This is a genomic window from Neiella marina (assembly GCF_002165625.1).
GTDB classification, from domain to species: Bacteria; Pseudomonadota; Gammaproteobacteria; order Enterobacterales; family Neiellaceae; genus Neiella; species Neiella marina.
In genome coordinates, this window is record NZ_NGNS01000028.1 from 26,177 (window position 1) to 51,465 (window position 25,289).

At 50.2% G+C, this 25,289-nt stretch carries 23 protein-coding genes; 16 read left to right on the top strand and 7 right to left on the bottom strand.

Features of this window, described 5'->3' with window-relative positions:
- The first annotated feature begins 291 nt into the window (after positions 1–291).
- The 9 genes from thiC (at position 292) to CBE68_RS16930 (ending at position 9,818) form a co-directional block, all read left to right on the top strand.
- Positions 292–2,238 (top strand): phosphomethylpyrimidine synthase ThiC, encoded by a 1,947-nt coding sequence (gene thiC, locus CBE68_RS16890; RefSeq protein WP_087507300.1) that lies wholly within the window; start codon positions 292–294, stop codon positions 2,236–2,238.
- Positions 2,239–2,943: 705 nt separating this feature from the next.
- A complete protein-coding gene (thiE, locus tag CBE68_RS16895; RefSeq protein ID WP_087507303.1) occupies positions 2,944–4,599 on the top strand; it encodes a thiamine phosphate synthase in 1,656 nt (551 codons plus the stop codon).
- Between the two features lie 14 nt (positions 4,600–4,613).
- Entirely contained in the window at positions 4,614–4,814 is a 201-nt protein-coding gene (thiS, locus tag CBE68_RS16900) for a sulfur carrier protein ThiS (protein ID WP_087507305.1), read from the top strand.
- A 37-nt stretch (positions 4,815–4,851) separates the two neighbouring features.
- On the top strand, positions 4,852–5,625 hold the full coding sequence (locus CBE68_RS16905) for a thiazole synthase (protein WP_087507307.1): 774 nt from the start codon (positions 4,852–4,854) through the stop codon (positions 5,623–5,625).
- A gap of 55 nt (positions 5,626–5,680) precedes the next feature.
- A complete protein-coding gene (thiH, locus tag CBE68_RS16910) occupies positions 5,681–6,829 on the top strand; it encodes a 2-iminoacetate synthase ThiH (protein WP_229744795.1) in 1,149 nt (382 codons plus the stop codon).
- A gap of 33 nt (positions 6,830–6,862) precedes the next feature.
- Positions 6,863–7,612, top strand: coding sequence for a HesA/MoeB/ThiF family protein (locus CBE68_RS16915; protein WP_087507309.1), 750 nt, complete (start codon positions 6,863–6,865; stop codon positions 7,610–7,612).
- A 119-nt stretch (positions 7,613–7,731) separates the two neighbouring features.
- On the top strand, positions 7,732–8,148 hold the full coding sequence (locus CBE68_RS16920) for a hypothetical protein (RefSeq protein ID WP_087507311.1): 417 nt from the start codon (positions 7,732–7,734) through the stop codon (positions 8,146–8,148).
- Between the two features lie 21 nt (positions 8,149–8,169).
- A complete protein-coding gene (locus CBE68_RS16925; protein WP_087507314.1) occupies positions 8,170–9,228 on the top strand; it encodes an XdhC family protein in 1,059 nt (352 codons plus the stop codon).
- Positions 9,225–9,818 carry a nucleotidyltransferase family protein gene (locus tag CBE68_RS16930; RefSeq protein ID WP_087507316.1) on the top strand — a complete coding sequence of 198 codons (594 nt, stop codon included), beginning with the start codon at positions 9,225–9,227 and terminating at the stop codon, positions 9,816–9,818. The genes CBE68_RS16925 and CBE68_RS16930 overlap by 4 nt, the downstream gene beginning before the upstream one ends.
- On the opposite strand, the gene CBE68_RS16935 is transcribed toward CBE68_RS16930, so the two are convergent.
- Entirely contained in the window at positions 9,804–10,427 is a 624-nt protein-coding gene (locus CBE68_RS16935) for a LysE family translocator (protein ID WP_087507319.1), read from the bottom strand. The two genes, CBE68_RS16930 and CBE68_RS16935, sit on opposite strands and share 15 nt — an antisense overlap.
- Before the next feature lie 179 nt (positions 10,428–10,606).
- Here CBE68_RS16935 and CBE68_RS16940 point away from each other — a divergent pair, with 179 nt between their 5' ends.
- Positions 10,607–11,770 carry an ABC transporter substrate-binding protein gene (locus CBE68_RS16940; RefSeq protein WP_087507321.1) on the top strand — a complete coding sequence of 388 codons (1,164 nt, stop codon included), beginning with the start codon at positions 10,607–10,609 and terminating at the stop codon, positions 11,768–11,770.
- Between the two features lie 90 nt (positions 11,771–11,860).
- Positions 11,861–12,340: a glutathione peroxidase gene (locus tag CBE68_RS16945; protein ID WP_087507323.1), complete on the top strand. Its 480-nt coding sequence runs from the start codon at positions 11,861–11,863 to the stop codon at positions 12,338–12,340.
- A gap of 7 nt (positions 12,341–12,347) precedes the next feature.
- Here CBE68_RS16945 and msrA read toward each other — a convergent pair whose 3' ends face one another.
- Both msrA and CBE68_RS18800 read right to left on the bottom strand, forming a co-directional pair.
- Positions 12,348–12,875: a peptide-methionine (S)-S-oxide reductase MsrA gene (gene msrA, locus CBE68_RS16950; RefSeq protein WP_087507325.1), complete on the bottom strand. Its 528-nt coding sequence runs from the start codon at positions 12,873–12,875 to the stop codon at positions 12,348–12,350.
- Between the two features lie 84 nt (positions 12,876–12,959).
- On the bottom strand, positions 12,960–13,136 hold the full coding sequence (locus CBE68_RS18800; protein ID WP_158100653.1) for a hypothetical protein: 177 nt from the start codon (positions 13,134–13,136) through the stop codon (positions 12,960–12,962).
- 116 nt (positions 13,137–13,252) lie between these two features.
- Here CBE68_RS18800 and CBE68_RS16955 point away from each other — a divergent pair, with 116 nt between their 5' ends.
- A complete protein-coding gene (locus CBE68_RS16955) occupies positions 13,253–14,035 on the top strand; it encodes a potassium channel family protein (RefSeq protein ID WP_143824608.1) in 783 nt (260 codons plus the stop codon).
- Positions 14,036–14,046: 11 nt separating this feature from the next.
- On the opposite strand, the gene CBE68_RS16960 is transcribed toward CBE68_RS16955, so the two are convergent.
- The gene (locus CBE68_RS16960; protein ID WP_087507328.1) at positions 14,047–14,241 is read right to left on the bottom strand and encodes a DUF4250 domain-containing protein; all 195 of its coding nucleotides are present in this window, start codon (positions 14,239–14,241) and stop codon (positions 14,047–14,049) included.
- A gap of 115 nt (positions 14,242–14,356) precedes the next feature.
- On the opposite strand from CBE68_RS16960, the gene CBE68_RS16965 reads away from it, so the two are divergent.
- The gene (locus tag CBE68_RS16965; RefSeq protein WP_143824609.1) at positions 14,357–15,232 is read left to right on the top strand and encodes a hypothetical protein; all 876 of its coding nucleotides are present in this window, start codon (positions 14,357–14,359) and stop codon (positions 15,230–15,232) included.
- Positions 15,233–15,259: 27 nt separating this feature from the next.
- Here CBE68_RS16965 and CBE68_RS16970 read toward each other — a convergent pair whose 3' ends face one another.
- Positions 15,260–15,613, bottom strand: a complete 354-nt coding sequence (locus CBE68_RS16970; protein WP_087507331.1) for a putative quinol monooxygenase — start codon at positions 15,611–15,613, stop codon at positions 15,260–15,262.
- Between the two features lie 61 nt (positions 15,614–15,674).
- Positions 15,675–20,423, bottom strand: a complete 4,749-nt coding sequence (locus tag CBE68_RS16975) for a response regulator (protein ID WP_087507332.1) — start codon at positions 20,421–20,423, stop codon at positions 15,675–15,677.
- A gap of 223 nt (positions 20,424–20,646) precedes the next feature.
- Between CBE68_RS16975 and CBE68_RS16980 the strand changes: the two genes are divergently transcribed.
- The 3 genes from CBE68_RS16980 (at position 20,647) to CBE68_RS16990 (ending at position 24,533) form a co-directional block, all read left to right on the top strand.
- Positions 20,647–21,576, top strand: coding sequence for a type 2 periplasmic-binding domain-containing protein (locus CBE68_RS16980; protein ID WP_087507334.1), 930 nt, complete (start codon positions 20,647–20,649; stop codon positions 21,574–21,576).
- Positions 21,573–22,979 carry an OprD family outer membrane porin gene (locus CBE68_RS16985; protein ID WP_087507335.1) on the top strand — a complete coding sequence of 469 codons (1,407 nt, stop codon included), beginning with the start codon at positions 21,573–21,575 and terminating at the stop codon, positions 22,977–22,979. The genes CBE68_RS16980 and CBE68_RS16985 overlap by 4 nt, the downstream gene beginning before the upstream one ends.
- 81 nt (positions 22,980–23,060) lie before the next feature.
- Complete coding sequence (locus tag CBE68_RS16990; protein ID WP_087507336.1) at positions 23,061–24,533, top strand: GGDEF domain-containing protein; 1,473 nt, start codon at positions 23,061–23,063, stop codon at positions 24,531–24,533.
- Positions 24,534–24,620: 87 nt separating this feature from the next.
- Here the strand turns inward: CBE68_RS16990 and CBE68_RS16995 are convergent.
- Positions 24,621–25,289 (bottom strand): sigma-70 family RNA polymerase sigma factor (locus tag CBE68_RS16995; RefSeq protein WP_087507338.1); only part of this gene is annotated, 669 nt, incomplete at its 5' end.

Below are 25,289 nucleotides of genomic sequence, written 5' to 3' on the forward strand. Positions count from 1 at the left end.
TGACCACCGCTTTGTCGGAGTGCCCAGAGTCTGAACTTAATCAGACCCGTTGGCTGAGATTGCAAAGCTTATTGCCTTTGGCAGTAAGCCGCGCAGAATCCGAGAACCTGATCAGGCTAACACCTGCGGAGGAAACAAGGCCGGCATTCGCCCGAATACGATCGTTGGAACAATCGTATGCAAGCGAAAACCACCTCGAATCTAGCGATTCGCCTCTGATCAGTGCTCTCATTTCAGCCACTTCTCGACATTGCCGCATCAATCGAACCAGTGCATTGAACGGAGAGCCAAATGTCGACTTCAAACCGCCGCGAATTGCGTCAACAGGCGCAGCAATTCTTAGATAATTTAAAAGCCCAGCCGTATCCAAATTCCACCCGTGTTTACGTTGCCGGAGAGCAAGCAGGCGTCAACGTGGCGATGCGCGAGATTAGCCTCAGCCCAACACTAGTGGGCGGCACCGAAGATGATCCGCAGTTTGAAGATAATGCCCCGGTTCGCGTGTATGACACGTCCGGCAGCTACTCCGATCCAGAAGCAGTCATTGATGTGCGCCAAGGCCTGCCAAAGCTTCGCGCCGAATGGATTGCCCAGCGCGGTGATACTGAAACGCTTGATTCAGTGACCTCGCAATATGCCCAGCAACGCCTTGCTGATGATGGCCTCGATCATATCCGCTTCGAACACTTACCCAAGCCTCGAATTGCTAAACAAGGTAAGTGCGTGACCCAAATGCACTACGCTCGGCAAGGCATTATTACCCCTGAAATGGAATACATCGCCATTCGCGAGAACATGGCGCGAGCGCAGCACAATGACAAAATTCAGCACGCCGGTGAGTCTTTTGGCGCTGAGTTAAAAGAGCAAATCACGCCCGAGTTTGTCCGCCAAGAAGTAGCGCGCGGCCGTGCCATTATCCCAGCCAACATCAACCACCCTGAATCAGAGCCGATGATTATCGGTCGTAACTTCCTCGTCAAAGTGAACGCCAATATTGGTAACTCGGCAGTCACTTCATCAATTGAAGAGGAAGTTGAAAAACTGGTGTGGTCGACCCGCTGGGGCGCTGATACCGTGATGGATTTATCGACTGGCCGCTACATCCATGAAACTCGTGAGTGGATTGTTCGCAACTCGCCTGTACCAATCGGTACCGTGCCAATTTATCAGGCGCTGGAAAAAGTAAACGGCGTAGCTGAGAACCTGAACTGGGAGATCTTCCGCGATACCTTGATCGAACAGTGTGAGCAAGGGGTGGATTACTTCACCATCCACGCCGGTGTCCTGCTTGCTTACGTTCCGATGACAGCTAAACGTCTGACCGGTATCGTTTCGCGCGGCGGCTCGATCATGGCCAAGTGGTGCTTGTCGCACCATACCGAGAGCTTCCTCTACACCAACTTCCGTGAGATCTGTGAAATTTGCGCCAAGTACGATGTGTCGCTGAGCTTGGGTGACGGGTTACGCCCTGGCTCAATTCAGGATGCCAACGATGAAGCTCAGTTGAGTGAGCTTTACACCTTGGGTGAGCTAACCAAAATTGCTTGGGAGTATGATGTTCAGGTGATTATCGAAGGCCCAGGTCATGTGCCAATGCAGTTGATCAAAGAGAACATGGACAAGCAGTTAGAAGCGTGCCACGAAGCACCATTCTACACCTTGGGCCCGTTGACCACGGATATTGCCCCAGGTTATGACCACTTCACCTCTGGCATTGGCGCGGCCCAAATTGGCTGGTACGGCTGTGCCATGCTGTGTTACGTGACGCCAAAAGAACACCTTGGCCTGCCAAACAAAGAAGATGTAAAAGAAGGTTTGATTACCTACAAGATTGCCGCTCACGCTGCTGATTTGGCCAAGGGACATCCGGGCGCGCAAGTGCGCGACAACGCGCTATCAAAAGCTCGTTTTGAATTTCGTTGGGAAGACCAGTTCAACTTGTCACTCGATCCAGAACGCGCGCGCTCTTATCACGATGAAACGATTCCACAGCAATCCGGCAAGGTCGCTCACTTCTGCTCAATGTGTGGACCGAAGTTCTGCTCAATGAAGATCACTCAAGAAGTGCGTGATTTTGCAGCGAAACAAGAAGCTATTGCAGTGAAATTGGTCGATATGGACGGTAACACAGAAGTTGCAGAAGCCGGTATGAAGCAAATGGCCGATGCCTTTAACGAAACTGGCGGCAAGCTGTATTCGTTGGAACATTCGGACAAAGAGCCAGTAGAGGCAAATTAATCGACCAATTCTATAGGTCAGGACTAACAGTGCTTTGTGAAAGCTTCTGCTGCAAGGATGCAGCAGTCGAGTCATCAAGGATGATTTCACGGCGTTTTGAGGCAAAGCGCTGTTAGTTCTGGCCTGTGAGCAATACTGGCTTTGAAATCCTGTTGAGGCGAGATTGAAAGGCAGGGCTAATGGCGTTTTGTGAAAGCTTCTGCTGCATGGATGCAGCAGCAGAGCCATCAGGGATGATTTTACGGCGTCTTGAAGCAAAACGCTGTTAGCTCTGACCTGTGAGCAATACTGGCTGTGAAATTCAGTTGCGACGAGATTGAAAGGCAGGACTAATAGCGCTTTGAGAAAGCTTCTGCTGCATGGATGCAGCAGCAGAGCCATCAGGGATGATTTCTCGGCGTCTTGAAGCAAAGCGCTGTTAGTCCTGACCGGAGTAGGGCAATGGTCGTTGAGAAGTTCAGCTGAGCCGCATGAGATAGCGGAAGACTATTTGCAGCGAGCTGGAACGTTACGACGAAATTGAAAGGCAGGGCTAATAGCGTTTTGTGAAAGCTTCTGCTGCAAGGATGCAGCAGCAGAGCCATCAGGGATGATTTTACGGCGTCTTGAAGCAAAGCGCTATTGGTCCGGCCGGAGCAGGGCAATGGTCGTTTAGCCAGGCTAGACACCAAATAGATATATAACGACATAAGGTAAACACAACTGATGAGCTGGCTTCCACATACCGTCATTCAACCCTATCAGGTGCTCACGCCCAAGCGAGCTATTGTCTGGGCGATTGGCGGCTCCGATAGTAGTGGTGGCGCAGGCATCCAAGCAGATATTCAAGCGATTAACGGCTTACGTGATGAGGATGCACTGGGCAACCAAACGGTTGCCCAAGCCTGCACCATAGTCACCACGGTCACCGCGCAGAATTCGGAGTCAGTTTCTGATTTGATGGCATTGCCCATCGACTTGCTGGAACAGCAATGGCTGCAGTTGCTCGCTGATATGCCGCCTGCGGTGATCAAAATATCCCTGTTGGCCAACCCTCAGCAGGTTGAATGGCTGGCCGAGCAGCTAGCCAACTGGCCCGCGGGTTTGCCAATGCCGCTGGTGATTTACGACCCGGTGGCTATCGCCAGTACCGGTGATGCACTGACCGCAGAGCCGATACTCGATGCAGTAAAACAACAACTACTGCGCCACGTTGATGTGCTGACACCAAATGCTACCGAAGTATTGGCCATCACAGGCATTGCGCTACTGTCCAGTCATGATTTGCAGCGCGCATTTGACGTGTTTCGCCAGCATGGCGTTAAAACCGTGCTGTTCAAAGGCGGTCACACCGGCTTGCTAATGGACGTGCCGATTTCAGATGACCACGTCATTGACGCTTGGACCAATGGCGACTGCTGGCGGTATTGCGCTAGCCCTCAGCTGACAACCAAGCATGGTCATGGCACCGGCTGTAGCTTCGCGTCCTCGCTGGCGAGTGGTTTGGCCCAGGGGTATGCCCTAGAAGATGCTTTTGCCATTGCTCATGCTTATGTCCAACAAGGACTCAAAGCCGCCGTTGGCCAAGGTAAAGGCCCCGGGCCTGTCGCTCACCTTGGCTGGCCCAAACGCTGGCAAGACTTTCCCAAAACGGCTAATGCACTAGCTGAACTGGATGCGGAGCGACAAGCTTGTGCTCCTTGTGAGCTTCGACTCGGCTTGTACCCGGTAGTGCCGACTGTCGAATGGCTCGAGCGATTACTGAAGTGTGGTGTCAAAACCATTCAGCTGCGCGCCAAAGACCTGCCTGAGGATCAAGCTGAACCTTTGGTCAAACAGGCGGTATTACTCGGGCAACAATACCAAGCTCGAGTGTTTATTAACGATTATTGGCAGCTGGCATTAAAACACAATGCATACGGGGTCCATTTGGGGCAAGAAGATGTCTCTGATGCCGATGTCGAAAAAATAGCCGGATCAGGCGTCAGGCTTGGCCTCTCGACCCATGGCTACTTTGAAATGCTGCGCGCAGCGGCGCTGCAACCGAGCTATCTGGCAATAGGCCACATTTTTGCCACCACAACCAAAGATATGCCGTCCACTCCGCAAGGGGTGCTAAAGCTATCGCAGCAAGCGTCATTACTGGCTTCGCGTGATACTGCAGGTGTGGAAAAAATGCCGACAGTAGCCATTGGTGGTATCGATTTTGAGCGCGCTCAACAGTTGGTTACCACGGATGTTGGCAGCATCGCTGTGGTCCGGGCTTTTACTCAGACTAGCGATCCTGAGTTGGCTGCCGAGCATTGGCTCCATTTGGTTGGGGCTGGTGATCGGCTGGGTGATTCAAGTGACGCCGAGTCTGCGCCACTAGCAAAGCAATAACAAGGAGGTTGGTAATGAAAATAGATGTAAACGGCGAGCCTGTTGAACTATCAGCGCAAGCGACATTAGCCCAGCTGATCGACGTGTTGAAGCAAGATGTGTCTGGTATTGCCATCGCGGTTAATCAAACGATCGTACCGCAGCATGAGTGGGACCAGTATTTGCTGCAAGATCGCGACAGTATCGCGTTATTTCGAGCTATTGCGGGTGGCTAAATCGCCAGTTTATTCATTTAAGTAACGGTTATTCACTATGCTAAAAATTGCCGATAAAACCTTTCACAGTCGCCTGTTCAGCGGTACTGGCAAATTTGCCAATCCAAGCTTAATGACCGACGCCATCCTCGCTAGCGGCACAGAATTGGTGACCATGGCAATGAAGCGGGTGGATTTGAATCGGGCTGATGACGATATTCTCAGGCCCTTGATCGACGCTGGCGTTAACCTACTGCCGAATACGTCCGGTGCTGGCACGGCTGAAGAAGCCGTATTTGCCGCCAAATTAGCGCGAGAGGCACTGGGTACCCATTGGATCAAGCTCGAAATACATCCAGATCCCAAGTATTTGCTACCCGATCCGATCGAGACGCTGAAGGCCGCTGAAGAGCTGGTGAAAGACGGCTTTGTGGTGTTGCCATACATCCATGCTGATCCTGTCCTCTGTAAGCGGTTGGAGCAAGTGGGTTGCCAAGCAGTGATGCCACTCGGTGCGCCGATTGGCTCCAATAAAGGGCTTAAAACCCGCGACTTTCTAGAAATCATTATCGAGCAGGCTAATGTCCCAGTCATTGTCGATGCGGGCATTGGCGCGCCTTCCCATGCCGCAGAAGCGATGGAGTTGGGCGCAGATGCGGTGTTAGTGAACACCGCGATTGCGGTATCGCCAAATCCAGTAGCGATGGCCGAGGCGTTCAAGCAAGCAGTTCGCGCCGGACGAATGGCCTATGAAGCAGGCTTGGGCGGCGTCAGTCACGCGGCAGTGGCATCGAGCCCGCTAACTGCATTTTTAGACGAGCCGGTTTGCTAGTCGACGTGCGCACAGTGGTGACAGCAAAGGAATTTGAGCGAGAGGTTTGGCCGAGTTGAATAAGCAAGCAGAGAGTTTCCAGCAGGTATTGGATAATCAGGATTGGGATCATGTCCGGTTGAGCATCGGTGCCAAAACAGCCGTTGATGTTGAGCGGGCCTTATCGCGCTCAACTGGCAATCAGCGCTTGAATCTCGATGACTTTATGGCGCTGATCTCGCCCGCTGCCGAGCCTTATCTGGAAGCAATGGCGCAACGCTCACTGGTCCTGACTCAACAGCGTTTTGGCAAAACCATCCAGTTGTATGTGCCGCTCTATTTATCGAATTTATGCTCCAATATTTGCACCTACTGCGGTTTCTCCATGCACAACGCTATCCGTCGCAAGACACTCGACATGGCCGAGCTCGATGCTGAAGTGGCGGCGATTAAAGCACTTGGGTTTGATCATATCTTGTTGGTGACCGGCGAATCTGAACGCAAGGTCGGCATGGACTATTTTCGCCAGGCTATCCCAAGGATCCGGCGTCACTTTTCGCACTTGTCGATGGAAGTTCAGCCGTTAGCTGTTGAAGAGTATGCTGAGCTGAAAGATCTCGGGGTTGACGCAGTGTTGGTGTATCAAGAAACCTATTCGCGCCGGACTTATGCTGAGCATCACCTCAAAGGTCAAAAAAGTGATTTTGATTGGCGCTTGGCAACACCAGAGCGACTCGGCCAAATCGGGATGAATAAAATCGGCATTGGCGCGTTAATTGGTCTCGAAGATTGGCGAACGGACTGCTTTATGGTGGCATCTCACCTGAATTTCTTACAAAAGCGCTACTGGCAAAGCCGCTTTTCGATTTCTTTTCCGCGTCTTCGCCCTTGTACCGGTGGTTTAGAGCCCAAATCTGTGATGACCGATCGCCAGTTGGTACAACTCATTTGCGCCTATCGTTTGTTTAATCCGGAACTTGAGTTGTCACTGTCGACGCGCGAATCGGCTGCCTTCAGGGACCAAGTGCTGCCACTTGGCATCACCACCATGAGCGCGTATTCTCAAACTCAACCCGGCGGTTATGCCAATGCGGAACCTGCTCTGGAACAGTTTTCCATTAGCGATGATCGCCATCCACAAGCGGTTGCTGAGGCGATTCGCCAGCGCGGCTACCAACCGGTTTGGACCGATTGGCAATCGGCCTACGGCCGCCAAATGGTGTAACACCGCGAGCTATACAAAGTTTCAAGGACCCCTATGCTGACCGATCATCAAACCCTGAGATACAGCCGCCACCTGTTGTTGCAACAAGTGGGCGAGGATGGTCAATTGAAGCTGCAACAGGCTAAAGTTTTGTTGATCGGCTTGGGCGGGTTGGGCAGCCCTGCGGGGTTATATCTGGCCGCCGCAGGTATTGGTGAGTTGCATTTGGTTGACCATGATCAGGTTGAATTAAGCAACTTGCAGCGCCAAATTCTCTACCGCGAATCGGATGTTGGCGAAGACAAAGTCGAAGCCGCTGAGCGTCAGCTTAGCGATTTGAATGATGATATTGAACTCGTCATTCATGCCGAGAAAGTCACTGCGAACAATGCCCCAGAGTTAGTCCAAGGTATCGATGTGGTGCTCGATTGCACCGATAATTTTGCCGTCCGCCATGTTATCAATGCAGCCTGCCAACAGGCCGGTGTTCCTTTAGTTTCCGGGGCTGCTATTCGTCTTGAAGGCCAGCTGAGCGTATTTGATTTTCGCGATTCGCAGTCACCTTGTTATGCCTGCCTTTATCCGCCGAGCGGCCAAGAGCCGAAACTCAATTGTGCCAATTCCGGTGTTATCGGGCCTGTATTGGGTGTTATTGCCAGCCTGCAAGCGCTTGCTGCTATAAAGTTACTTCTCGGTTTGCCGGTCGATACAGCGAAATTGCAGTTATTCGATGCCCTTCACGGCGACTGGCAACAATTTGCTATTACTCGCTCAGCGAACTGTCCGGTGTGCGCCGCTCGCTGAATTTCGCCCCACTAACCTTCTGCTTACACAAACAATTACAAATTGTCGATGGGATTATCCAAGCCCTGACGCTTAGACTGGATTAATCTGACCTTTAAGCCGTCGTTAGAGGACTCTTCATGTTCCAGCGCTTTAGCAAAGAAGCAAAATCATTGGTCATTTTCATGGTCGTCACTATCGGCTATGGCTGTTATCAATTGCTGCAGGCTGCAATTCAGCTTAACTGGACTAGCTTACCCGAAGCGGCAGGCTGGCTCGCTCTCGCTGGATTGGTGGTCGCCACCGTTGTCAGCGCCTTTGCTATGATTGACAAAAAATCACTGGCATTTTGGGTGGTTGCGGTTTTTTGGTTGCTACAAGCCTGCTATATCCACAGCTCGGTGTTTACCCTAGATCTGGGTGAGTCACCGATAGTTGGGTTTGGGCTCGATATGGCAGAAAACCAATTCACCATTCGGGTCATGCCACTGGTGATGTGTATTGCTACCATCGGCCTTTTTATTCGCTATAAATCTGCTCGTCGCAGCGCCTACTAAATTGCTTGAACGGAGAGCCTGATGGCCACTCACACACAAGACATATTGCAAGCTTGGTATCCCCATCGCGATAGTCATCAATGGGTGCTGGGAACAGTCGTTGGAACCATAGGGTCGAGCTATCGCAAAGCTGGCGCACTATTGTTAATCAATGATATGGCACAGCTGTTTGGCCTGATCAGCGGCGGCTGCCTGGAAGCTGACTTGATGCGGCGCAGCAAGCGCGTCATGACAACAGGTGGTGCTGAGTTAGTCAGTTATGATAGCCGCGATGAAGATGATGTGGCGTTTCAACTGGGACTTGGCTGTGGCGGAAAAATCGATATTCTGCTGCAACCTGTGACTGCCGAAAATCACTACTTGCAGTTGGTTCAGGTCTATCAATCCTTGATAGCCCACCAGCCAATTGTGTATTGCTCGCCGATGACACCGGCTATGCCTAATGAAGACGGTCATCAAATCGGTCTGGTCGCTTCGACCCTGACGCAATTGCCGTTTGCTATTGAGCTGGGCAATAAAGCGAAGTCTGTCACCTACTGTGATCAACACTGGTTGTGTCGCTGGATCCGGCCTCGACCGCATTTGGCGGTATTTGGAGGCGGCTTGGATGCCCAGCCGTTGGTTGCTATGGCTGCCAATTTGGGGTGGGAGGTGTCCGTGGTTGACCCTCGACCAAGCTATGGCCGAAGTGTTGATTTTCCCACAGCAAGTCGTTTGCTCAATAGCTCGGCAGCAGGCCTTGAGCAACAGCCGTGGCTTGAGTCGGTGGACGCTGTCGTCATCATGAATCATCACATTGATCTGGATGTCGAGGCGATTCAGCTATGGCACAACAAGCCGCTCAGTTACTGGGCTGTACTTGGTCCAGAGCATCGCAAGCAACGATTATTTGATACTGCCGGTATTCAACCTCAACAATGTCGCCAGCCGTTGGCTGGCCCCGCTGGTTTGTCGCTAGGCGGTGAATTGCCAGAGGGCGTGGCGCTATCGATACTGGCTGAATGTCACGCGGCGTTGCATGGCGCGTCGGCTCAATCAATCAGCGGCATATTGAATGACACCGCCAGGATTGCTCCGTGACACTGCAAGCCGCCATCTTGGCTGCGGGGCAAAGCCAACGTTTTGGCGAAGCCAACAAGTTATTAGCGCCACTGGGCGATAGTTTTGTTCTACAGCGCAGTGTTGATACCGTCTCTTCGGTATTACCTCGACAGCAAATTCGACTGATTCTCGGCCATCAGGCAGCAGCGCTCGTCGCGCGATTTCCGACATTAAGTCACGGCCACAATTTGAGCTACCAAGAAGGGTTGGCCAGTTCGCTGCGCTGCGCGGTAAAACAGGCTGAACAATCGCTAAGTTGCCAAGCTTTGTTGGTCCTATTGGCCGATCAGGTGTTGCTCAACACCGACGACTTATCTCACTTAATACAAGTTTGGCGTCAGCAACCGAATGACATCATCTGTGCCGACTATGGCGAGCGTCGCGGTGTGCCGGCAGTTTTTCCACGCTCAGTTTGGCCGCAATTGAATGAGCTGAAGGGCGACCAAGGTGGCAAAGCGTTATTGCGATCGAGTGATGTCGTTACCGTCGCCATGGCTAATGCCGCATTCGATATTGATACGCCCGATGATCTTAAACGAGCCCAAGACAGGTTATTAACCCAAGAATAGCCATACGCCAACACCAATCATCAGTGAGCCGGCAACACGATTCATGGTACGGACGTTACTTGGCTTGAGGAGTAGGTGTCGGAGGGTTTTGCCGCCACTGGCATACAGCAGCATGCAAATCGCTTCAAACAATAAAATTAGCGAGAGTAGAATTAGCAACTGCGGCGCCAAAGGTTGTGCTTCGTTGATGAATGGCGGCAACAAGGCAATATCAAATGCCCAACCTTTGGGGTTAGCAACGGCGGTCATAAAACCCTGCATCGCGAGACTCTTGGCGCTGATTTGAGGCGTGATGTCGAGTTGTTCTGGAATCGCCAGCTTGCCGCGAGAGCGCCACATCTGAATACCAATCCAAGCGAGATAACAAGCGCCTAAGGTTTTCATTACCACGAATGCTTGCGGGTACTTCAATACGACTGCAGCGACGCCAATCACCGCACTGGTTGCGACCAGGGCCACACCTAGTAGCTCGCCAAGCATCATCCATCCAGTGCGCTTGACGCCAATGGTCATGCCCAGCGTTAGAGCGAGCGTCATGCACATGCCTGGCGTGAGTGACACAAAGAAAAATGTTGGAATAAACAAGGCGAGTGCAGCTGAGTCGATCATCGGTTACGTCTGTCAGGCTAAATACCGGCGAATCTTATCATTTCGAGTCGAGTGGGTCTCACTTCTTGATTGTAACTGAGTCGTATTAAGAGGAACTCAGCTACCCTGTGTATTAATCTGCATCGAAAGGAATGTCATGCTGAAACTCAGCCATTGATGGCTTTTGATGTGGTGGGTTGATGGCCAACATTGCTGTAGTAAAGTCTGTTGTTATTTGGGCGGTGATCTCACTGCAACTGATCGCTGTTAGTGTTGCCAGCGAGGCGTCATCTTCAGCGGCCAACAAGCGCAACGATCCCATTCGTGTCACTTTCATCAACCCGTCCGTTCAAGGGGAGCCCTTCTGGGAGCCGCTGACAAACGTAATGAAGGCCGCCGCGCGGGACCTAAATATAGAGTTAAAAGTGGTATACACCGATGCCAATCGATTCACTTATACCGCTGCGGTGATGGAAGAAATCAACGCTGACATACCGCCCGATTTCCTCGTCTACATCTTTCTGCGTGGTCAAGGAGCAGCACTTTTAAGTGCCGCTGAGCAAAAGGGTCTCCGCTCTTTTTTGATTAATTCGAGCGTTCCTGTCGAAGAGCGAGAGGAGATCGGCCTGCCGAGGGAAAAATATCCTCACTGGCTGGGTCATATGTATGCCGATGATGTCAAAGTTGGCTACGATTTGGCTGAGCATTTATTCCAGTTAGCGCGGCGCAATGGTATTGCCAACCCGGAAATGATTGCCGTTGGCGGCGTCAAAGATTCCTCTGCAACGTTGGACCGAGATGAAGGGCTTTTAACCTACTTGCAGCAGCAACCTGCGCTTAACCTCAATCAGTTGGTGCATGCAAGTTGGACCGGGGCAACGACACCCCGAAAGGCCGGCGGTTTGCTCAAACGTTACGCTAATACTCATATCATCTGGGCTGCCAATGATAGCATTGCAATTCAAGCATCAATCACTGCAAACGAGCTGCGAGGAACTAGAGAAAACATCTGGGTTGGTGGTGTCGATTGGAGTGCCGCTGGCATTGCCGCAGTTAAAGATGGGCTCATCGATGTCACGTACGGCGGCCATTTTCTCGAAGGTGCCTCGGTCATGGTATTGCTGCATGACTTTTATCATGGTCATGATTTTGGTGACCAATCGCTGGTGTTCAAAACAACGCTGCAGGCTATTACGCTTGATAATTATCACCAATTTGAAGCCTTGCTGAGCGATCAGACTTGGTCCGGAGTCGATTTCGCTCAGTTCTCAAAAATCGGTAAGGACCTAGATGATGACCAAGACTACTCGTTTGATTGGCAGACCATATTGTCACAACGTTCGACGCCAGCGACCACCGATTAGTATTGATAGCGAAGCATCGATCCGGAGAGCTCAGCCTACGTAAACAATGAACTATGGACAATATTTGCCACCGAATAACATGAGGATGATATGACCGACTTTTATGCAATTGAAGCAACAACCAATAGCGGCGAATCAGTGACGATGGGGCAATTCAAAGGCCAGGCGTTGCTGATTGTCAATACCGCTAGTGCTTGCGGCTTCACCCCGCAATACCGAGGGCTACAGCAGCTTTACCAGAAATATGGTGATCAGGGTTTCAAGGTGTTGGCGTTTCCCTGCAATCAGTTTGGTAAACAGGAGTCGGGTAGTGACAGTGAAATCAAGCAATTCTGCGATTTGAACTTCAATATCAGCTTTCCGTTGTTCGAAAAAATTGAAGTGAATGGCGATGGTGCCCACCCGCTATACAAATACCTGACCGATGAAAAACGTGGCTTATTGGGTAGCAAAGCCATCAAGTGGAACTTTACCAAGTTTCTGGTCGACCGAAACGGCAGGGTAGTCAAACGCTATGCCCCCACCACCAAGCCTGCAGACCTAGTGGCGGATATCGAAGCCTTGTTGTAGAGACTGGTTAATCGTCTTTCAAAAGCGGCAGCCACAACTTGCGAAGCTTAGCCAGTTTAGGTGGGATCACTGCATTGCAATACACCTGTTGAGGATTACGGGCAAAGTAATCTTGGTGGTAGTTCTCAGCAGGGTAATAGTTATTTATTTCAGTTACTTCAGTAACAATCGCGTGGTCAAAATCAGCGCTATGTTGGTCAATATATGCTTGCGCCAGCTGTTGCTGCTCGGCGTTGTGATAGAACACTGCGGAACGGTACTGAGTGCCAACGTCGTTGCCCTGTCGATTGAGGGTAGTTGGGTCATGGCTAGTGAAGAATACATTCAGTAAATCGCTGTAGCCGATCAGTGACTCATCAAACTCAATCTGAATGACTTCGGCGTGGCCGGTATCGCCAGCACAAACCTGCTCATAGGTAGGATTCTCGGTCGCGCCGCCGGCATATCCAGAGGTGAGGCTATGGACTCCGCGTAAACGCTTAAAAACGGCCTCGACACACCAAAAGCAGCCGCCGGCAAAGGTAGCAGTTTGCATTGTTACTCCAGAACGCACCTTCGGCAGTGCGATCAATTATTGGTGATAAAAACGAATTGAAGATGCACTACCGAAGTTGAAGGGCTAACGTCTTTCCTGACAGTCGCTCAGTTCTTGGGTAATGCTCTGTAGCTTACGTAGGTGCTCAAGCAAACGTTCATGGCTTGGGTCATTTTGCGGCACACTGTTCACAATATCTTCAGCTTGCGCACATAATTGATTCAAATCTTTGCTTAAATCTAGTAGTTCCGTCACTGTCATGGCTTTGATTCTCAAATCGATATGTCGCTGTATTGAACGGAAATTAGCAGCTCCAGTCCAGTAACGTCAATTTTCAAACTAAAATCTTTTGGTAACAAATTGCACGGAGGCCAGTGTTGACCACATTAACCAATAAAAATACCGCAGCGGCAGACCATAAACATTCCACCAGCCTGTATGAATTCATGATGATGATGTTGTCCATCGTGTCGGTGGTGCTGGCGTTACTGCTGCTGATCAAAGACATGGACCCCGGTATTTATCGCTTGCTTAGAGTGTTCGATTTGATTGTTTGTGGGGTGTTTTTTATCGCCTTTTGGACTGGCTTCTGGCGTGCAGATCATAAATGGCAATACGCTAAATCCCACTGGTACGACTTAGTTGCCTCAATTCCATTTAGTGAATCGCTGCGTCTGTTACGAATCGTGCAGGTCTACCGCGTGGCAAAAATGCTCTATTTGACCAAGGGCCGTTTTGATTTTCATTTTGTCTCGCGTTTGGGTAATACCGTTGCCGGCTTACTGCTGTTGGAGTTGCTGATCATCTTCGGCGGTTCTTTCTTGGTGTTTTATCTCGAAACGGGTCTGCCACACGCGCCAATCACTGAACCTGAAGAAGCGATTTGGTGGGCTTTAGTGACGGTATCGACGGTGGGATATGGGGACTTTTATCCAATAACCGATGTTGGCAGATTGGCAGCGAGCGTGTTGATTGTTATCGGTGTTGGTAATTACGCCCTACTATCAGGCTATTTTGCCCAGCAATTTCTTGGCAGAGACGAGGAAGAAGAAGCCATAAAAACGGCCGTGAGAGACACCCACAGTGAAGTGAAGATGCTGCGCGAGGAACTGCGAGAGTTGCGCCAGCAACTCTCTGAACTAACCGATAAAGGCAAATGACGTTGGTTGCGTCAGACCGCAGTGAACTGGTTATGAATGGCATCGTAATGGTAGCCAATCATTGAGAGTCGTTGCTGCAGGCCGCCAGAATCAATGTCATAGCAGTCAGCCAGATCATCAACGCTTGAGCATTCGTGACGTAGCTTCATATTAATGATGCCGAGCAACATGCTAGGATCCATGGAGTGATAGTTAGACAAGTCCATGACGGTCTCCTCTTTTTGGGGAACCTATTAAGGCTAGCCATTGATGGCTAGTTTTGCATAAAAAATGACCACCACAACCTAACATGATGTGATCGAGGTTAAATCAGAACCAGTCATGCTCAATACCAAAGCAGGGAAACGCCAGGTAGCGGCCTATCGCTATCGCAATGCTCGCTATGTTTTGTTCGAACGCTGCCAAGGCGAAGTGGCGCGGTTTGCTCGCCATTTACAACAAAGTCATAGTTACGCGTCGGCCTATATTTCTGAAGCCCCGACCAAGCGCATTGGTGACAAAGTTGCGCGGATTATTGAGAAGACCTTTGATCTTGAAGTCGGTTGGCTCGACAGCGACCGCAGCCAACGCTGGGATCAGCGCCTACGCGATGCCATTGGAGGTGCCGTTCATCCGCTCGATGAAGAAGTGCAGCAACCCGAGGAAGTGGATCATCAACGCTGGCTGAACCAATTGGCCGTGTTGCCAGAATCAGGGCCTCAATTAATTCAAACCGGACTTGCTTGCCAACAACGCTTGAGTCAAATTCAGCAGCAAATTGAGCAATTGAGCCGCTTGCAGCGGGCGATCATTGGTAAATCAACGCAACTTTATGAGCGCGATTTGGAGGTCCAATTGCTCGCTCAGGGGTATGTGGTGCAGGCTCCATCGCAAGAACAGGGGTCGGTGTTTCGCATTTGGCATGGTGATCCGGCAGTTAAACTCTGTTTGCAGTTACGAATTTCTCTGGTGTTTGAGCCGGTGTTTCAGCTCACCCCTTTGCCGCCAGCGGTTCGAGAAATTGTCGCAATTCCCTTCGTTGAGCCACATTCGCAACAAGCATCATATGTCTTTATGGCTGCTGATGCGCGTAGTAGTCGTTTTGACGCCAGCCGATTGAAGTGGATCGACGGCGCGCTTTGGCTCGTGGGTATCGACGGCAATAAACAGCGGGACATGACTTCGGCATTGCGCCTTGACCCGCTATTCAAAACGTAACGGCGATGCGCTGAAGCTAATCGACCGTCAGGTAAATTGGGGCGCGTCGTAGTTGTTCGGCTCGTCACTGTATACCGTCACATTCCACGCTTCTGCTAGGCCACTCTCGTCGAGACATTGTTGCTGAAAAAACTGCTGAATTGCTGAGCGCTGGCAGTGGGCTCCGAAGGCATCGTGGTTGGCCCAAATTTCGTTAAAAACAATTGGGTACTCAGTGGTGCCATCGGCAAATTCACTGCTGGCAACTTGGGTGACGATGTATTGTAAGCAACCCTCCTCTCTTTGCGTGTCAGGCTCCAGCGATTGAAGTACCTTGAACAGGGCGTCGTGCTGATCAGGCTTAGCTCGAAATTGAGCGATGCAATAAACTTTTGATGACATGATTTCTCTCTAACGGCGTTGCTATGCCGCAGCGCCTTTTCCGTGTGATTAAACTGAGTGATTAGCCACTCGATAGTGGCAGTAGCAACCGCAATTCTTCCAAGCTATCCTTGGCGCTGTCAAAGTCATATTTATCCAAGTGTTGTTGGATGTCATTGATCTTCTCCTGAATATCAGGAGCAAAAGCGAGTTCCGCCCATTCAGCAACAATGTCTTGGGCGTCGACATCAAAGTCTTCCATCAACGCCAGCAAGTGATCAATATTGTTCTCAATAATGGTCGGTGAAGCATGTTGTTTTTGCTCGGCGACATCATCAGCAACGAACAACCCACTAATTTCACTGAGTACCAGTTGTAGCGCTTGATGGGTTAAATCGAGCTCTGTCTGAATACGCTCATGCGCCGCTTGTTTAGCTGAACTACGCTCAAGGTTATCAGCAAATGCCTGTAACTCGATGGCGCCAATATTACCGGCGTTACCTTTTAGGGTGTGAGCGATGCGAGTGGCATCGTCCCACTCTAGTTCTGCCCATGCATCGTTGTATCGAGCAAAGAAATCACTCTGACCTTCAACAAAACGACGCAGTAGCTTGCGGTATAACTTATCGTTACCGTTACAGGTTTTTAATCCGAGTTTGACGTCTATCGAATTGAATTCCAATACTTGTTCTTTGCCAATACTGTCTTGATTTTGAGTCGCGACGGTCGGCTGTTGGCTCTCAATAGGCTGTTGAGGATGAATCCATTTCGCCATGGTACTAAACATGTTGGAGACCTTAATCGGCTTCGAGATGTAGTCGTTCATACCCGTGGCCAACACTTTCTCCCGATCGCCCGACATGGCGTTGGCAGTCATAGCAATGATGATCTGTTGTTGGTCAAATTCGCGAATTTTCGCCGTCGCTGTGTAGCCATCCATGACCGGCATTTGAATATCCATCAGCACGCCGTCATAGTCGTTTTGACGAACTTTATCGATCGCAATTTCACCATTTTCGGCCAAGTCGACTTTTATCTTGGCATTTTGTAGCAGGTCCATTGCCAGCTCTTGGTTTAACTCGTTGTCCTCAACCAACAACACATAGGCACCAGCCAATTTATCTTGGCTGGCGGCATCTTCCTCTTGTCGCAGGGCGGCACGCTTAGTCACTCTGTAGTCGCGCCCCATGATGGTCATCATGGCATCGAATACCGACGACGAAGTCAGTGGTTTACGCAAGAACTGATCGATCCCCCGCTGCCGAGCTTTTTCCTTGTCGGCTTCCTTAGCGCTGGCCGACACCATGATAAATCCGCGTAACTTGTTGTCGGCTGCTTGCTTGAGTTGAATACAGGTTTCGATACCGTCGAGCTCCGGCATCTTCCAATCGATTAACGCTAAGTCAAAAGTGCGCTTGTCTTCTTCTATCAGCGAAATCGCTTTATTACCGGAACTGACTTTGGTGACATCACAACCCATCGACACCATGATATTGGACAGTACTTCGAGCGCCGATAAGTTGTCATCGACTAGCAGTACTCGTAGCCCCTCGAGGTCGAGCTTGTCCAACTCATCCTGTTCGCTGGTTTGAGCGCTGATGCCGAACCAACCAGTGAAAATAAACTTACTACCGTGGCCGGCAACGCTATGCAGCCAAATTTCACCACCCATCATTTCGACTAGGTTTTTACTAATGGTGAGACCGAGCCCTGTACCACCATATTTGCGGGTGGTCGACGTGTCGGCTTGTGAAAATGACTGGAACAGTCGGGCTTGCTGTTCGGGCGTCATGCCAATCCCAGTATCTTTGACTGAAAACTCCAATTTGACCTTCGACTGGTTGCGATCTGCCACCTTGACGCCTATCACAACCTCGCCTTCATCAGTGAACTTGACTGCGTTTGAGCCCAGATTCAGCAATATTTGGTGGAGTCTGAGTGGGTCGCCGAGCAGGTTCTTTGGCACGTCGGCATCAATATCGAATAGCAATTCAAGTTGCTTCTCTTCAACTTTGAACGTGAGTACGTTTGCTAAGCTTTCCATCGAATCATCGAGTCGGAAGTCAATCGCTTCCATTTCCAGCTTGCCCGCTTCAATCTTAGAAAAGTCGAGAATGTCATTAATGATGCCGAGCAGAGATTCGGCGGCATTGTGTGCTTTAGTGATGTAGTTTTTTGCCTTTGAGCTTAAGTCTGTTTGTAGCGCCAAACTCGACATGCCGATAATGGCATTCATTGGGGTCCGAATCTCATGACTCATATTGGCCAAAAAATCAGACTTTGCTTTGTTGGCATCGCGCAGCGCTTGCGAGGCTTCGTGGTCGGCAGAGACATCGCGTATAGAAATAATCGTTTCTGGTTGCTCGGCCAATTGAATTGGCGTCAATGAGGCTTCGACGTACTTCAGTTCGCCATGTAACAACTTGATTTGAAGGGTCTCATCGCTAAGTAAATCCTGTGGTTTAGGGTCCAGCAAATGATTGTCGATAGCCGCTCGCACTAAAGTGCGCTGTTGCTCAATGAAGAAATCTGCAAATTGGCGGGTTTTAAGCTTTTCTTCGGACATCGCGAACAGTCGACAGGCAGCCAGATTGACCTGCTGAATTTCGCCGGCAGCGTTTTGAGTAAACATCGCCGTCGGTGCTCGGCTGAGGATCTCTCGGGTGTCTCGCTCCGATTGTTTCAAGCGTTCTTGTTTGGCGTTGAGTTCGCGAGTGCGGTCCTCAACAAGGCCTTCTAATTCGGCTCTGGAGCGAGTCGATATCTCGTGGGCTTGGCGGCCTACTACCGAGGTAAATATGGTGATGGATATGATCGTTGATAAGGTTATCACCAAAGTAAAAATCAATAATTCGCGTGCACCTTCAAAATCGTATAGCACTTCGTCAAGGTCTATCTCTGCCACTGTGCCAAAACCAAACTGTGGCAGCCAACGCCATGAACCGAGTACCCGCTCACCGCGATAATCGAGATACTCATGGTGATTGGTATCGAGCGCTTTTCTGCCGTCATTGTTCCCCAACATCTGTTCGGCAAGCTTAGGGTCCACCTGCACCGACAAAATAGAGCTGAGGTTGTCGCCCAGTTCACCTCGCTCAAGCATGATGGTTTCAAAGCGGCTGCGGGTTAGCATCCAGCCATCGCGGTTAATGGCGTAAACCTCACCGGTAGAGCCAATGTCGGAGGAACGAAAATTCTTTGAAAAGCCTCGTGATGGATCAATCCGAAGGGCAAATACCGCAATGATTTTGCCAGTATTGTCAGGGATTGGACTGAGAATAAACATGGTTGGTGGCAACTGCTTATCCTGTAAATGGGCAGAGAAAAACACGTCCGATCGAACCGGCGGCACTAATACCGTCTCGCCGCGCCATGCTCGGGCCAGTAATTCGGGGGCGGCGCTGGTGAGCAGGTTGCGAGTGCCGATATTTTTTCCTCGCATCGAGGCGACATTGATGTTGTCCGGGCCAATGATAAAAAAGCCGGTCGTCGAGGTCATGGTGAAACGACTGGAGACATGTTGCCGTACTTTGGTTAACACTGGCGAGTCGAGCAGTAGTTGGCGATTATCGACTTGATCACTGTCGCTATCACCAACTGTAGCTAATTGATTAAGAATTTGAGCATAGATAGAAAAATCACTGTTCAACAGTAAATTGAGATTAATCTGCTTCTCGTTCATCCATTCGGTCAGAATTGTCTCGGCGCCGTCTTGGGCGATATCCATTTGCTCTTGATAAGTTTCATAAGCACTTAATCGCAAGTTGTGTAAGGCAAGCATGATCGATGCAACAAAAGCGATACAGATCAGTGCAATGACGGTAGCAAACGTTCTGCGATACTTAGTTTGACCAAAAAAATCGCCGACCTGGTTGGAACGGAAAAGCTGCAATACCATGATGCCGACAACGATGGCAATGACGCCAAACATCGACAGTACCCAAACTCGATTTTTGTAACGGCGCTCGCCTGATTGCGACTCCATCGCTCGGCTTTTCAGAGCTGCATCGGCAACATCTAGATCCTTCGAATACCACTGGCTGCGCAACTCTTCCATTCGTTGCTCGCCAATCTGATTGATACCCCAATCAATCAACCTTGCCAATTCCGGCAGCCCTTTGCGAACACACATGTTGTTGGGTTCTGGCGCTGCATTGGGGAACGGCACAAAGCGGACTGATTTTAAATCGCCGGTTTTGGCCCAATAATGGGCACTGGATTGATAAGTTAAGAACACATCCAGATCACTATTGGCGACTTGAATAATGCCGTGTTCATAATCTGCCGTAGTAATGATTTTGGCACCGAACTGATATTGATTGAGGTAGTCTCTTAGTGCGGTGCCATCAATGGCACCAATCACATGAGCTTTCGACCAGTTATCAATGTTTTCCAAATAAGGCGTTTTAGTATTGATGATAAAGCCAGCGACCTGGTGCATCACAGGCTGAGTGAATTCAAACAGTTTCTCTCTGGCTGGAGTGCGAGCGCAAATTGCCAGTACATCTTGCTCACCACTCATCAGCGCACTGAGCTGCTGATCCCAGCTTTTCGGGGGGAGCGGAATAAACCGAACAGGTAAAACCTCATTCAGAGCCTGATAAAGATCGCTGGCGTAGCCGGAGTGAGCGCCTTGTTCGGTAATAAAATCATCAGGCCGTAAACTGAGTGATGGACTGTAATGAATTGCCGGGTGTCGACTCGCCCAATCGCGTAAATCGTCAGGCAGCGGCTGCGATTCCTCGGACATCGTATTTGCCACCAAGCCGACAAACAAACTAAGGAGCAGAAACATCTGCCGAGCCCAGAGTGGTTGGAGTCGCAACGTCATCACTATTCCTTAGCTGATTTCAACGAGTTAAGAATAGTTCACCGGTGAAATTCGCTAGTCTTTCTGGCGCGCTATGGTGATTTTTTTGATCGAGCCGACGAATACTGGCATTTTGCCGCGGTTTGCTACACTTGAAAGTCAATGAACAACAAAAAATAGCAACGTTGTCGCTAAGTTAGCGACAGGTGCAAGTTGCTGGTGAAGACAACAGGGTGGGTAAAGCATGAATGGTGGGCTTATTCTCTGGCGTTGCGTTCTGATCATTATGCTTTGTTCTGCCGTGCCAGCGATTCGCGCCAATGCTGCCTCTGAAGAAAATGTCACCATCGTCAGGATGACGCCGAAGCAATCCGATGCTGATGCCTCCCATAGCTATTTGGTGCAGTTACTTGAAATTGCCTTAGCGGAAACTGAATCTGAGTTCGGACCGTCAGAAGTTGAGTTTATGCCGATTTCCCTCAACCAAGGGCTAATCCTTCATTTGATGGATATTGGCGACATTCTTGATGTCGTCGCATCGGCTCCGACCAATCAACGAGAAATCCAGTTTAGAGCTGCTCGTGTGCCTTTATTGATGGGGTTGTTGGGTTACCGGATGATGCTGATAAAGCCGCAGGATCAAGCCAAGTTTGCTGCCATTGAACGCCCCGAAGAGCTAAAACAATTGCGTGCTTGCCAGGGAACATTTTGGCCTGATGCCGACATTCTTGAGCAGCAGGGATACCGCGTTGTTCGAGCTGATGAATTTAGCGCCTTGTTTGAACTGCTTTTGACCGACCAATGTGATTACTTTCCTCGCGCCATTACTGAAGGGTACGGCGAGTTAGACGCGCACAATAAGGCCAACCCTGAACGGCAGGTCGTTGCTTTTGATGATATTTTGCTTCATTACGTGGTGCCATTTTACTTCTTCACTAGCCATAGAAACTATGAACTGGCAGCGCGACTTGAATTGGGCTTACAGCGCGGTATTAGCGATGGCACCATTCGTCGGCTAATGGAGCAACACCAAGTAACTCGGGTGGCATTTCCACTAGAAAAGTGGCAACAGACCGTGGTGTTTGAGGTGCCCAATCCCAGCCTGCCGAAATCAACACCGCTGTATCGCAGCGAATATTGGTTGGAATTACCGGTAAAAACTAGGTTGCAATGAGTCGCTACTGGTGCGTCAGTTGGTTAGCGTTTGGGGCGCTGTATTTTTGTGGTGCCGTTCAGGCAGACAACCGCTCTTCCGGTGACGAAGATGAAGAATTTTGGCTTGAATTGGCAGAGAAACATACGCTTGTCGGCCAGCTTGCCCATATGCAGCGCTACCGTCAACGTCGCGATGAATCCGGTCAAACCAGCAGCTATCAGGATGATTTGAACCATGGCACGTTGCAAACTGCCCTGAGCTTTAAGTCGGGCTGGTTGTTTGACTGGATTGGCTTTAACGCCTCAGCTTTTGCTGCCGCAGATATTACCTACGATGATGATTTACCGCGAAATATTGAAAATGAGTTTTCTTTTGCGGGCAATAAGTGGGGGCAAGAAAATGGTCAGTCTGCGGAAAATGGTGTTTCAATATCGCGAGCGGTATTGAAGGTTCGCGCCGATCACCGGTTAGCGCGTATCAAAATTGGTTATGCACCGATGCATGTGCCAGGAATCCTGGGGGTGAACTGGTCATTTCAGCCTGGCACGTATCGTGGTTTGCAGTTCAAGTACGTACCGAAACACTGGACAGTTACTTACGCTTGGGCCGACCAATACAAGGCGCCATGGTATAAACAAACTCAGTACTTCTCCAAGCTCAACGCTTGGGATACCAAACCCATTGGCGGTAGCAATCGCATTGACTACATCCATGGTTTGGGGGTGACATATCACCCCGACCATCAATCGTTTAACTTGCAATTAGGGATCGGTGAAGCCAAGGACTATATGCGCGCTTATCACCTAAAAGCGTCATGGCAACTTGATTGGCAAGATGGTTTATCACTGGCCTATTTGTTCTACGGTTCAGAGTCAGATAATGACCCCGGTTATCGAGTCTATAACGGCTTAGCGTGGCAGCAGGGAGTGCGGGCGCAGTTGCTATCTGGTCGTTGGCAGTTTCGCGCTGAGTTGTTGGCCACTAAGGCCGAAGGTTTGGGTACCTATCTGCCGCGGTTGACTCGCGGCTATGCCAACTCTCAGGGGTCTAATGAATATTGGTGGGATAGCCGCTCGGACTGGAACAACGATGGCGAAACAGCTCTGTTTACTGGCGCTTGGTATCGTTTGCCGACAGCCTCTGGTGAATGGCGTTTGGGCGCCTCCGCGGCTTATGGTTGGGGCTCAACACGCTGGGTCGATGGTGAACAAGACCAATCAGCATCGACGGGTGAAGAGAGTGCATGGAACTTGGACCTGGCATATTCAGTCAGCCAAGGTTGGCTCGCTGGTGGCAGCATCAATCTGCATTACACTGATTATCGGAACCATCAGGACCGACTCGGTAGTTTTTATTACGCCAACATGTTCACGTCGGAGAAAGATATAAAACTGACAGTGAGCAAGCCTTTGGCGTTTTAATCGTTTTATCGCTTCGGGTATTTGTTGCAATGAATTCAAGGCGCTAACATGATAGTCAGCGCATCTTACTAAGGGCCATCCATGCTTGCAGCGGCAACCAATCAGCCACAAACCTCGGTAGTAAAAAAAGCATCAGTGATGTGTCTGTTGGTGTTGCTCTGGGTGCCAATAGACGGCCTGGCGCTGCTGTCATTACACTCTTTAGAACGAGTGTTGTGGAGCGCCGAAATGGGCTACATGTTTGCCCTATGTTTATATTTTGGTTGGCGCGGTGCTATGTTGTGTTTAGTAGCGGCAGCCATAAGCAATGCTTTTTGGTTGATGATTGACATTGGTCCGGTCTCTCACTTATTAGCTCGATTGCCGATAGAAAGTTCCTTTGTGACGGCGTTATCTTCAGTCTCGGTGATCTTCTTAGTCACGCACATTTATTTGCTTTTTTATGGCCAGATCAACCAAGGCCGAGCCCATGTTCGACTGGTGCCAGCATTTGTGGCTGCGTTGCTCGCCTCATTTTTAGTTGCCTACATCAATCTACATGGAATTGCTTATTTCTATGACTTCGAGCTGGAGAAGCTAGGTTTGTCGCCATCCATGTTGGCGATGGCGTTTTTCTCTGGCATTGTCAGTTTGTCGGGTCTGTTTTGCTTGCTGTTTGATTGGCTCAAGCTGGGCAGCAAGTTAAATTGGCCGGTGAAGCTGGTGTTATCGCGCCAGTCACGGCCAAGAAACCGAGCCAACTACTTCCTTTTGCTAGTGCTCGCTGCAGCTGCAGTTTGCTTGCTATTTTATTTGGGAAATCGACTGCAGAGTGACGTCTGGCATATGCTGGCAGGCTTAGTCATTATCGCTGCTGTGATGCATGTTTCGATTCACTTTTCTGAGCTTCAGACCGCTGGTGCTGGCGCTATGTTGGTGAGCATGTTGGCGGCTTTGGAGCACTCTGTGCTGGGCAATTCGCTTAACGATTCGATCGAGATTTTTCTGCCACTGTTAGCCATCACTGTCTACGCCCAGCGACTGATCCCACAAATGTTGCTTGAACAAGGGCGGTTGCGACGCAAGGCAGATTCTGATTCCTTGACTCACCTATTGAACCGCCGAGGTTTCACAGCTGCCGCTCACATCGAGCTGGAGCGAGCTGTTCGATACCAACGACCACTTGCTGTGCTGATGCTGGATATTGATCATTTCAAACAAGTCAATGATACCCATGGTCACCAAAGCGGCGATGTCGTGCTCAAGTTGGTATCTCGAAGCTTAATGCGAGGGCTGCGTTCTGAGGCTATTTGCGGCCGTTGGGGCGGTGAAGAGTTTATTGCGGTGTTACCCGAATGCGATGCCAAGGCCGCTGAAATTTGTGCTGAGCGAATTCGTCGGTTGATTGGCAGTGAAAAGGCACGCTTTGCAACAGGTACAGTAGTGGTAACAGCTAGCGTTGGTATTGCGCTGATGCAACCAAATGAGGACTTGGAGCAAGTGGCTGCGCGAGCAGATAAAGCGCTATATCAAGCCAAACGACAAGGCCGTGATCAGGCAGTGCTGGCATCATAGAGCCATACAAAAAAGGCCCCGGCAAAGAGCCGAGGCCAAACGCGTTAACGTAGGGGGAGAATTCATAAAACCATGTTGATGGTGGTGTTACGCTGTGGCGCTCAACACCATATCCATCGAGATACCTTGCTTTTCAAAGACCACGCGCAGCTTGTTTAGCGCCTTGACCTGAGCCTGACGAATACTTTCACGCGTCACGCCCATCTCTTTGCCAATTTCTTTCAGTGTCGTTGGCTGGTGACCCAACAAACCAAAGCGGCGGGCGAGGATTTCGCGTTGTTTGGGCTCCAGTGTTTCAATTGCTGCTGCTAGTGAACCGTTTAGCTCATCTTGTTGAATGCGATCTTCGGTGCTGATGTGATTGTCATCGCGAATCATGTCCGCCATGGTGGCGTTTTGATTTTCACCGACCGGAATATCCAACGAGCTGGTTTTGCTATTGAGTTGCAACATACGGTGTACGTCTGCAACTGGTTTACCCATGTGAGCGGCTAACTCTTCGGCACTTGGCTCAGCACCCAGCGATTTGCTCATTTCTTTGGCAGTACGCAGGTAAACATTCATTTCTTTAATCAAATGCACCGGCAGGCGCACCGCGCGGCTTTGGTTCATTAGTGCGCGCTCGATGTTCTCGCGGATCCACCAAGTGGCGTAAGTCGAGAAGCGGAAACCGCGTTCTGGGTCGAACTTCTCAACGGCGCGGATTAAGCCGATGTTGCCTTCATCAATCAAATCGAGCAGTGGCAGACCGCGGTT

Excerpts from the sequence above, each read along its gene's own strand:
- CBE68_RS16970 (WP_087507331.1), bottom strand. The coding sequence starts at position 15,613 with ATGTCATCAAAAGTTTATTGCATCGCTCAATTTCGAGCTAAGCCTGAT.
- CBE68_RS16990 (WP_087507336.1), top strand. The coding sequence starts at position 23,061 with ATGCTTGCAGCGGCAACCAATCAGCCACAAACCTCGGTAGTAAAAAAA.
- CBE68_RS18800 (WP_158100653.1), bottom strand. The coding sequence starts at position 13,136 with ATGACAGTGACGGAACTACTAGATTTAAGCAAAGATTTGAATCAATTA.
- CBE68_RS16945 (WP_087507323.1), top strand. The coding sequence starts at position 11,861 with ATGACCGACTTTTATGCAATTGAAGCAACAACCAATAGCGGCGAATCA.
- thiC (WP_087507300.1), top strand. The coding sequence starts at position 292 with ATGTCGACTTCAAACCGCCGCGAATTGCGTCAACAGGCGCAGCAATTC.
- msrA (WP_087507325.1), bottom strand. The coding sequence starts at position 12,875 with ATGCAAACTGCTACCTTTGCCGGCGGCTGCTTTTGGTGTGTCGAGGCC.
- CBE68_RS16935 (WP_087507319.1), bottom strand. The coding sequence starts at position 10,427 with ATGATCGACTCAGCTGCACTCGCCTTGTTTATTCCAACATTTTTCTTT.
- CBE68_RS16985 (WP_087507335.1), top strand. The coding sequence starts at position 21,573 with ATGAGTCGCTACTGGTGCGTCAGTTGGTTAGCGTTTGGGGCGCTGTAT.
- CBE68_RS16940 (WP_087507321.1), top strand. The coding sequence starts at position 10,607 with ATGGCCAACATTGCTGTAGTAAAGTCTGTTGTTATTTGGGCGGTGATC.
- thiE (WP_087507303.1), top strand. The coding sequence starts at position 2,944 with ATGAGCTGGCTTCCACATACCGTCATTCAACCCTATCAGGTGCTCACG.
- CBE68_RS16915 (WP_087507309.1), top strand. The coding sequence starts at position 6,863 with ATGCTGACCGATCATCAAACCCTGAGATACAGCCGCCACCTGTTGTTG.
- CBE68_RS16965 (WP_143824609.1), top strand. The coding sequence starts at position 14,357 with ATGCTCAATACCAAAGCAGGGAAACGCCAGGTAGCGGCCTATCGCTAT.
- CBE68_RS16925 (WP_087507314.1), top strand. The coding sequence starts at position 8,170 with ATGGCCACTCACACACAAGACATATTGCAAGCTTGGTATCCCCATCGC.
- CBE68_RS16980 (WP_087507334.1), top strand. The coding sequence starts at position 20,647 with ATGAATGGTGGGCTTATTCTCTGGCGTTGCGTTCTGATCATTATGCTT.
- CBE68_RS16905 (WP_087507307.1), top strand. The coding sequence starts at position 4,852 with ATGCTAAAAATTGCCGATAAAACCTTTCACAGTCGCCTGTTCAGCGGT.
- CBE68_RS16920 (WP_087507311.1), top strand. The coding sequence starts at position 7,732 with ATGTTCCAGCGCTTTAGCAAAGAAGCAAAATCATTGGTCATTTTCATG.
- CBE68_RS16960 (WP_087507328.1), bottom strand. The coding sequence starts at position 14,241 with ATGGACTTGTCTAACTATCACTCCATGGATCCTAGCATGTTGCTCGGC.
- thiS (WP_087507305.1), top strand. The coding sequence starts at position 4,614 with ATGAAAATAGATGTAAACGGCGAGCCTGTTGAACTATCAGCGCAAGCG.
- CBE68_RS16975 (WP_087507332.1), bottom strand. The coding sequence starts at position 20,423 with ATGACGTTGCGACTCCAACCACTCTGGGCTCGGCAGATGTTTCTGCTC.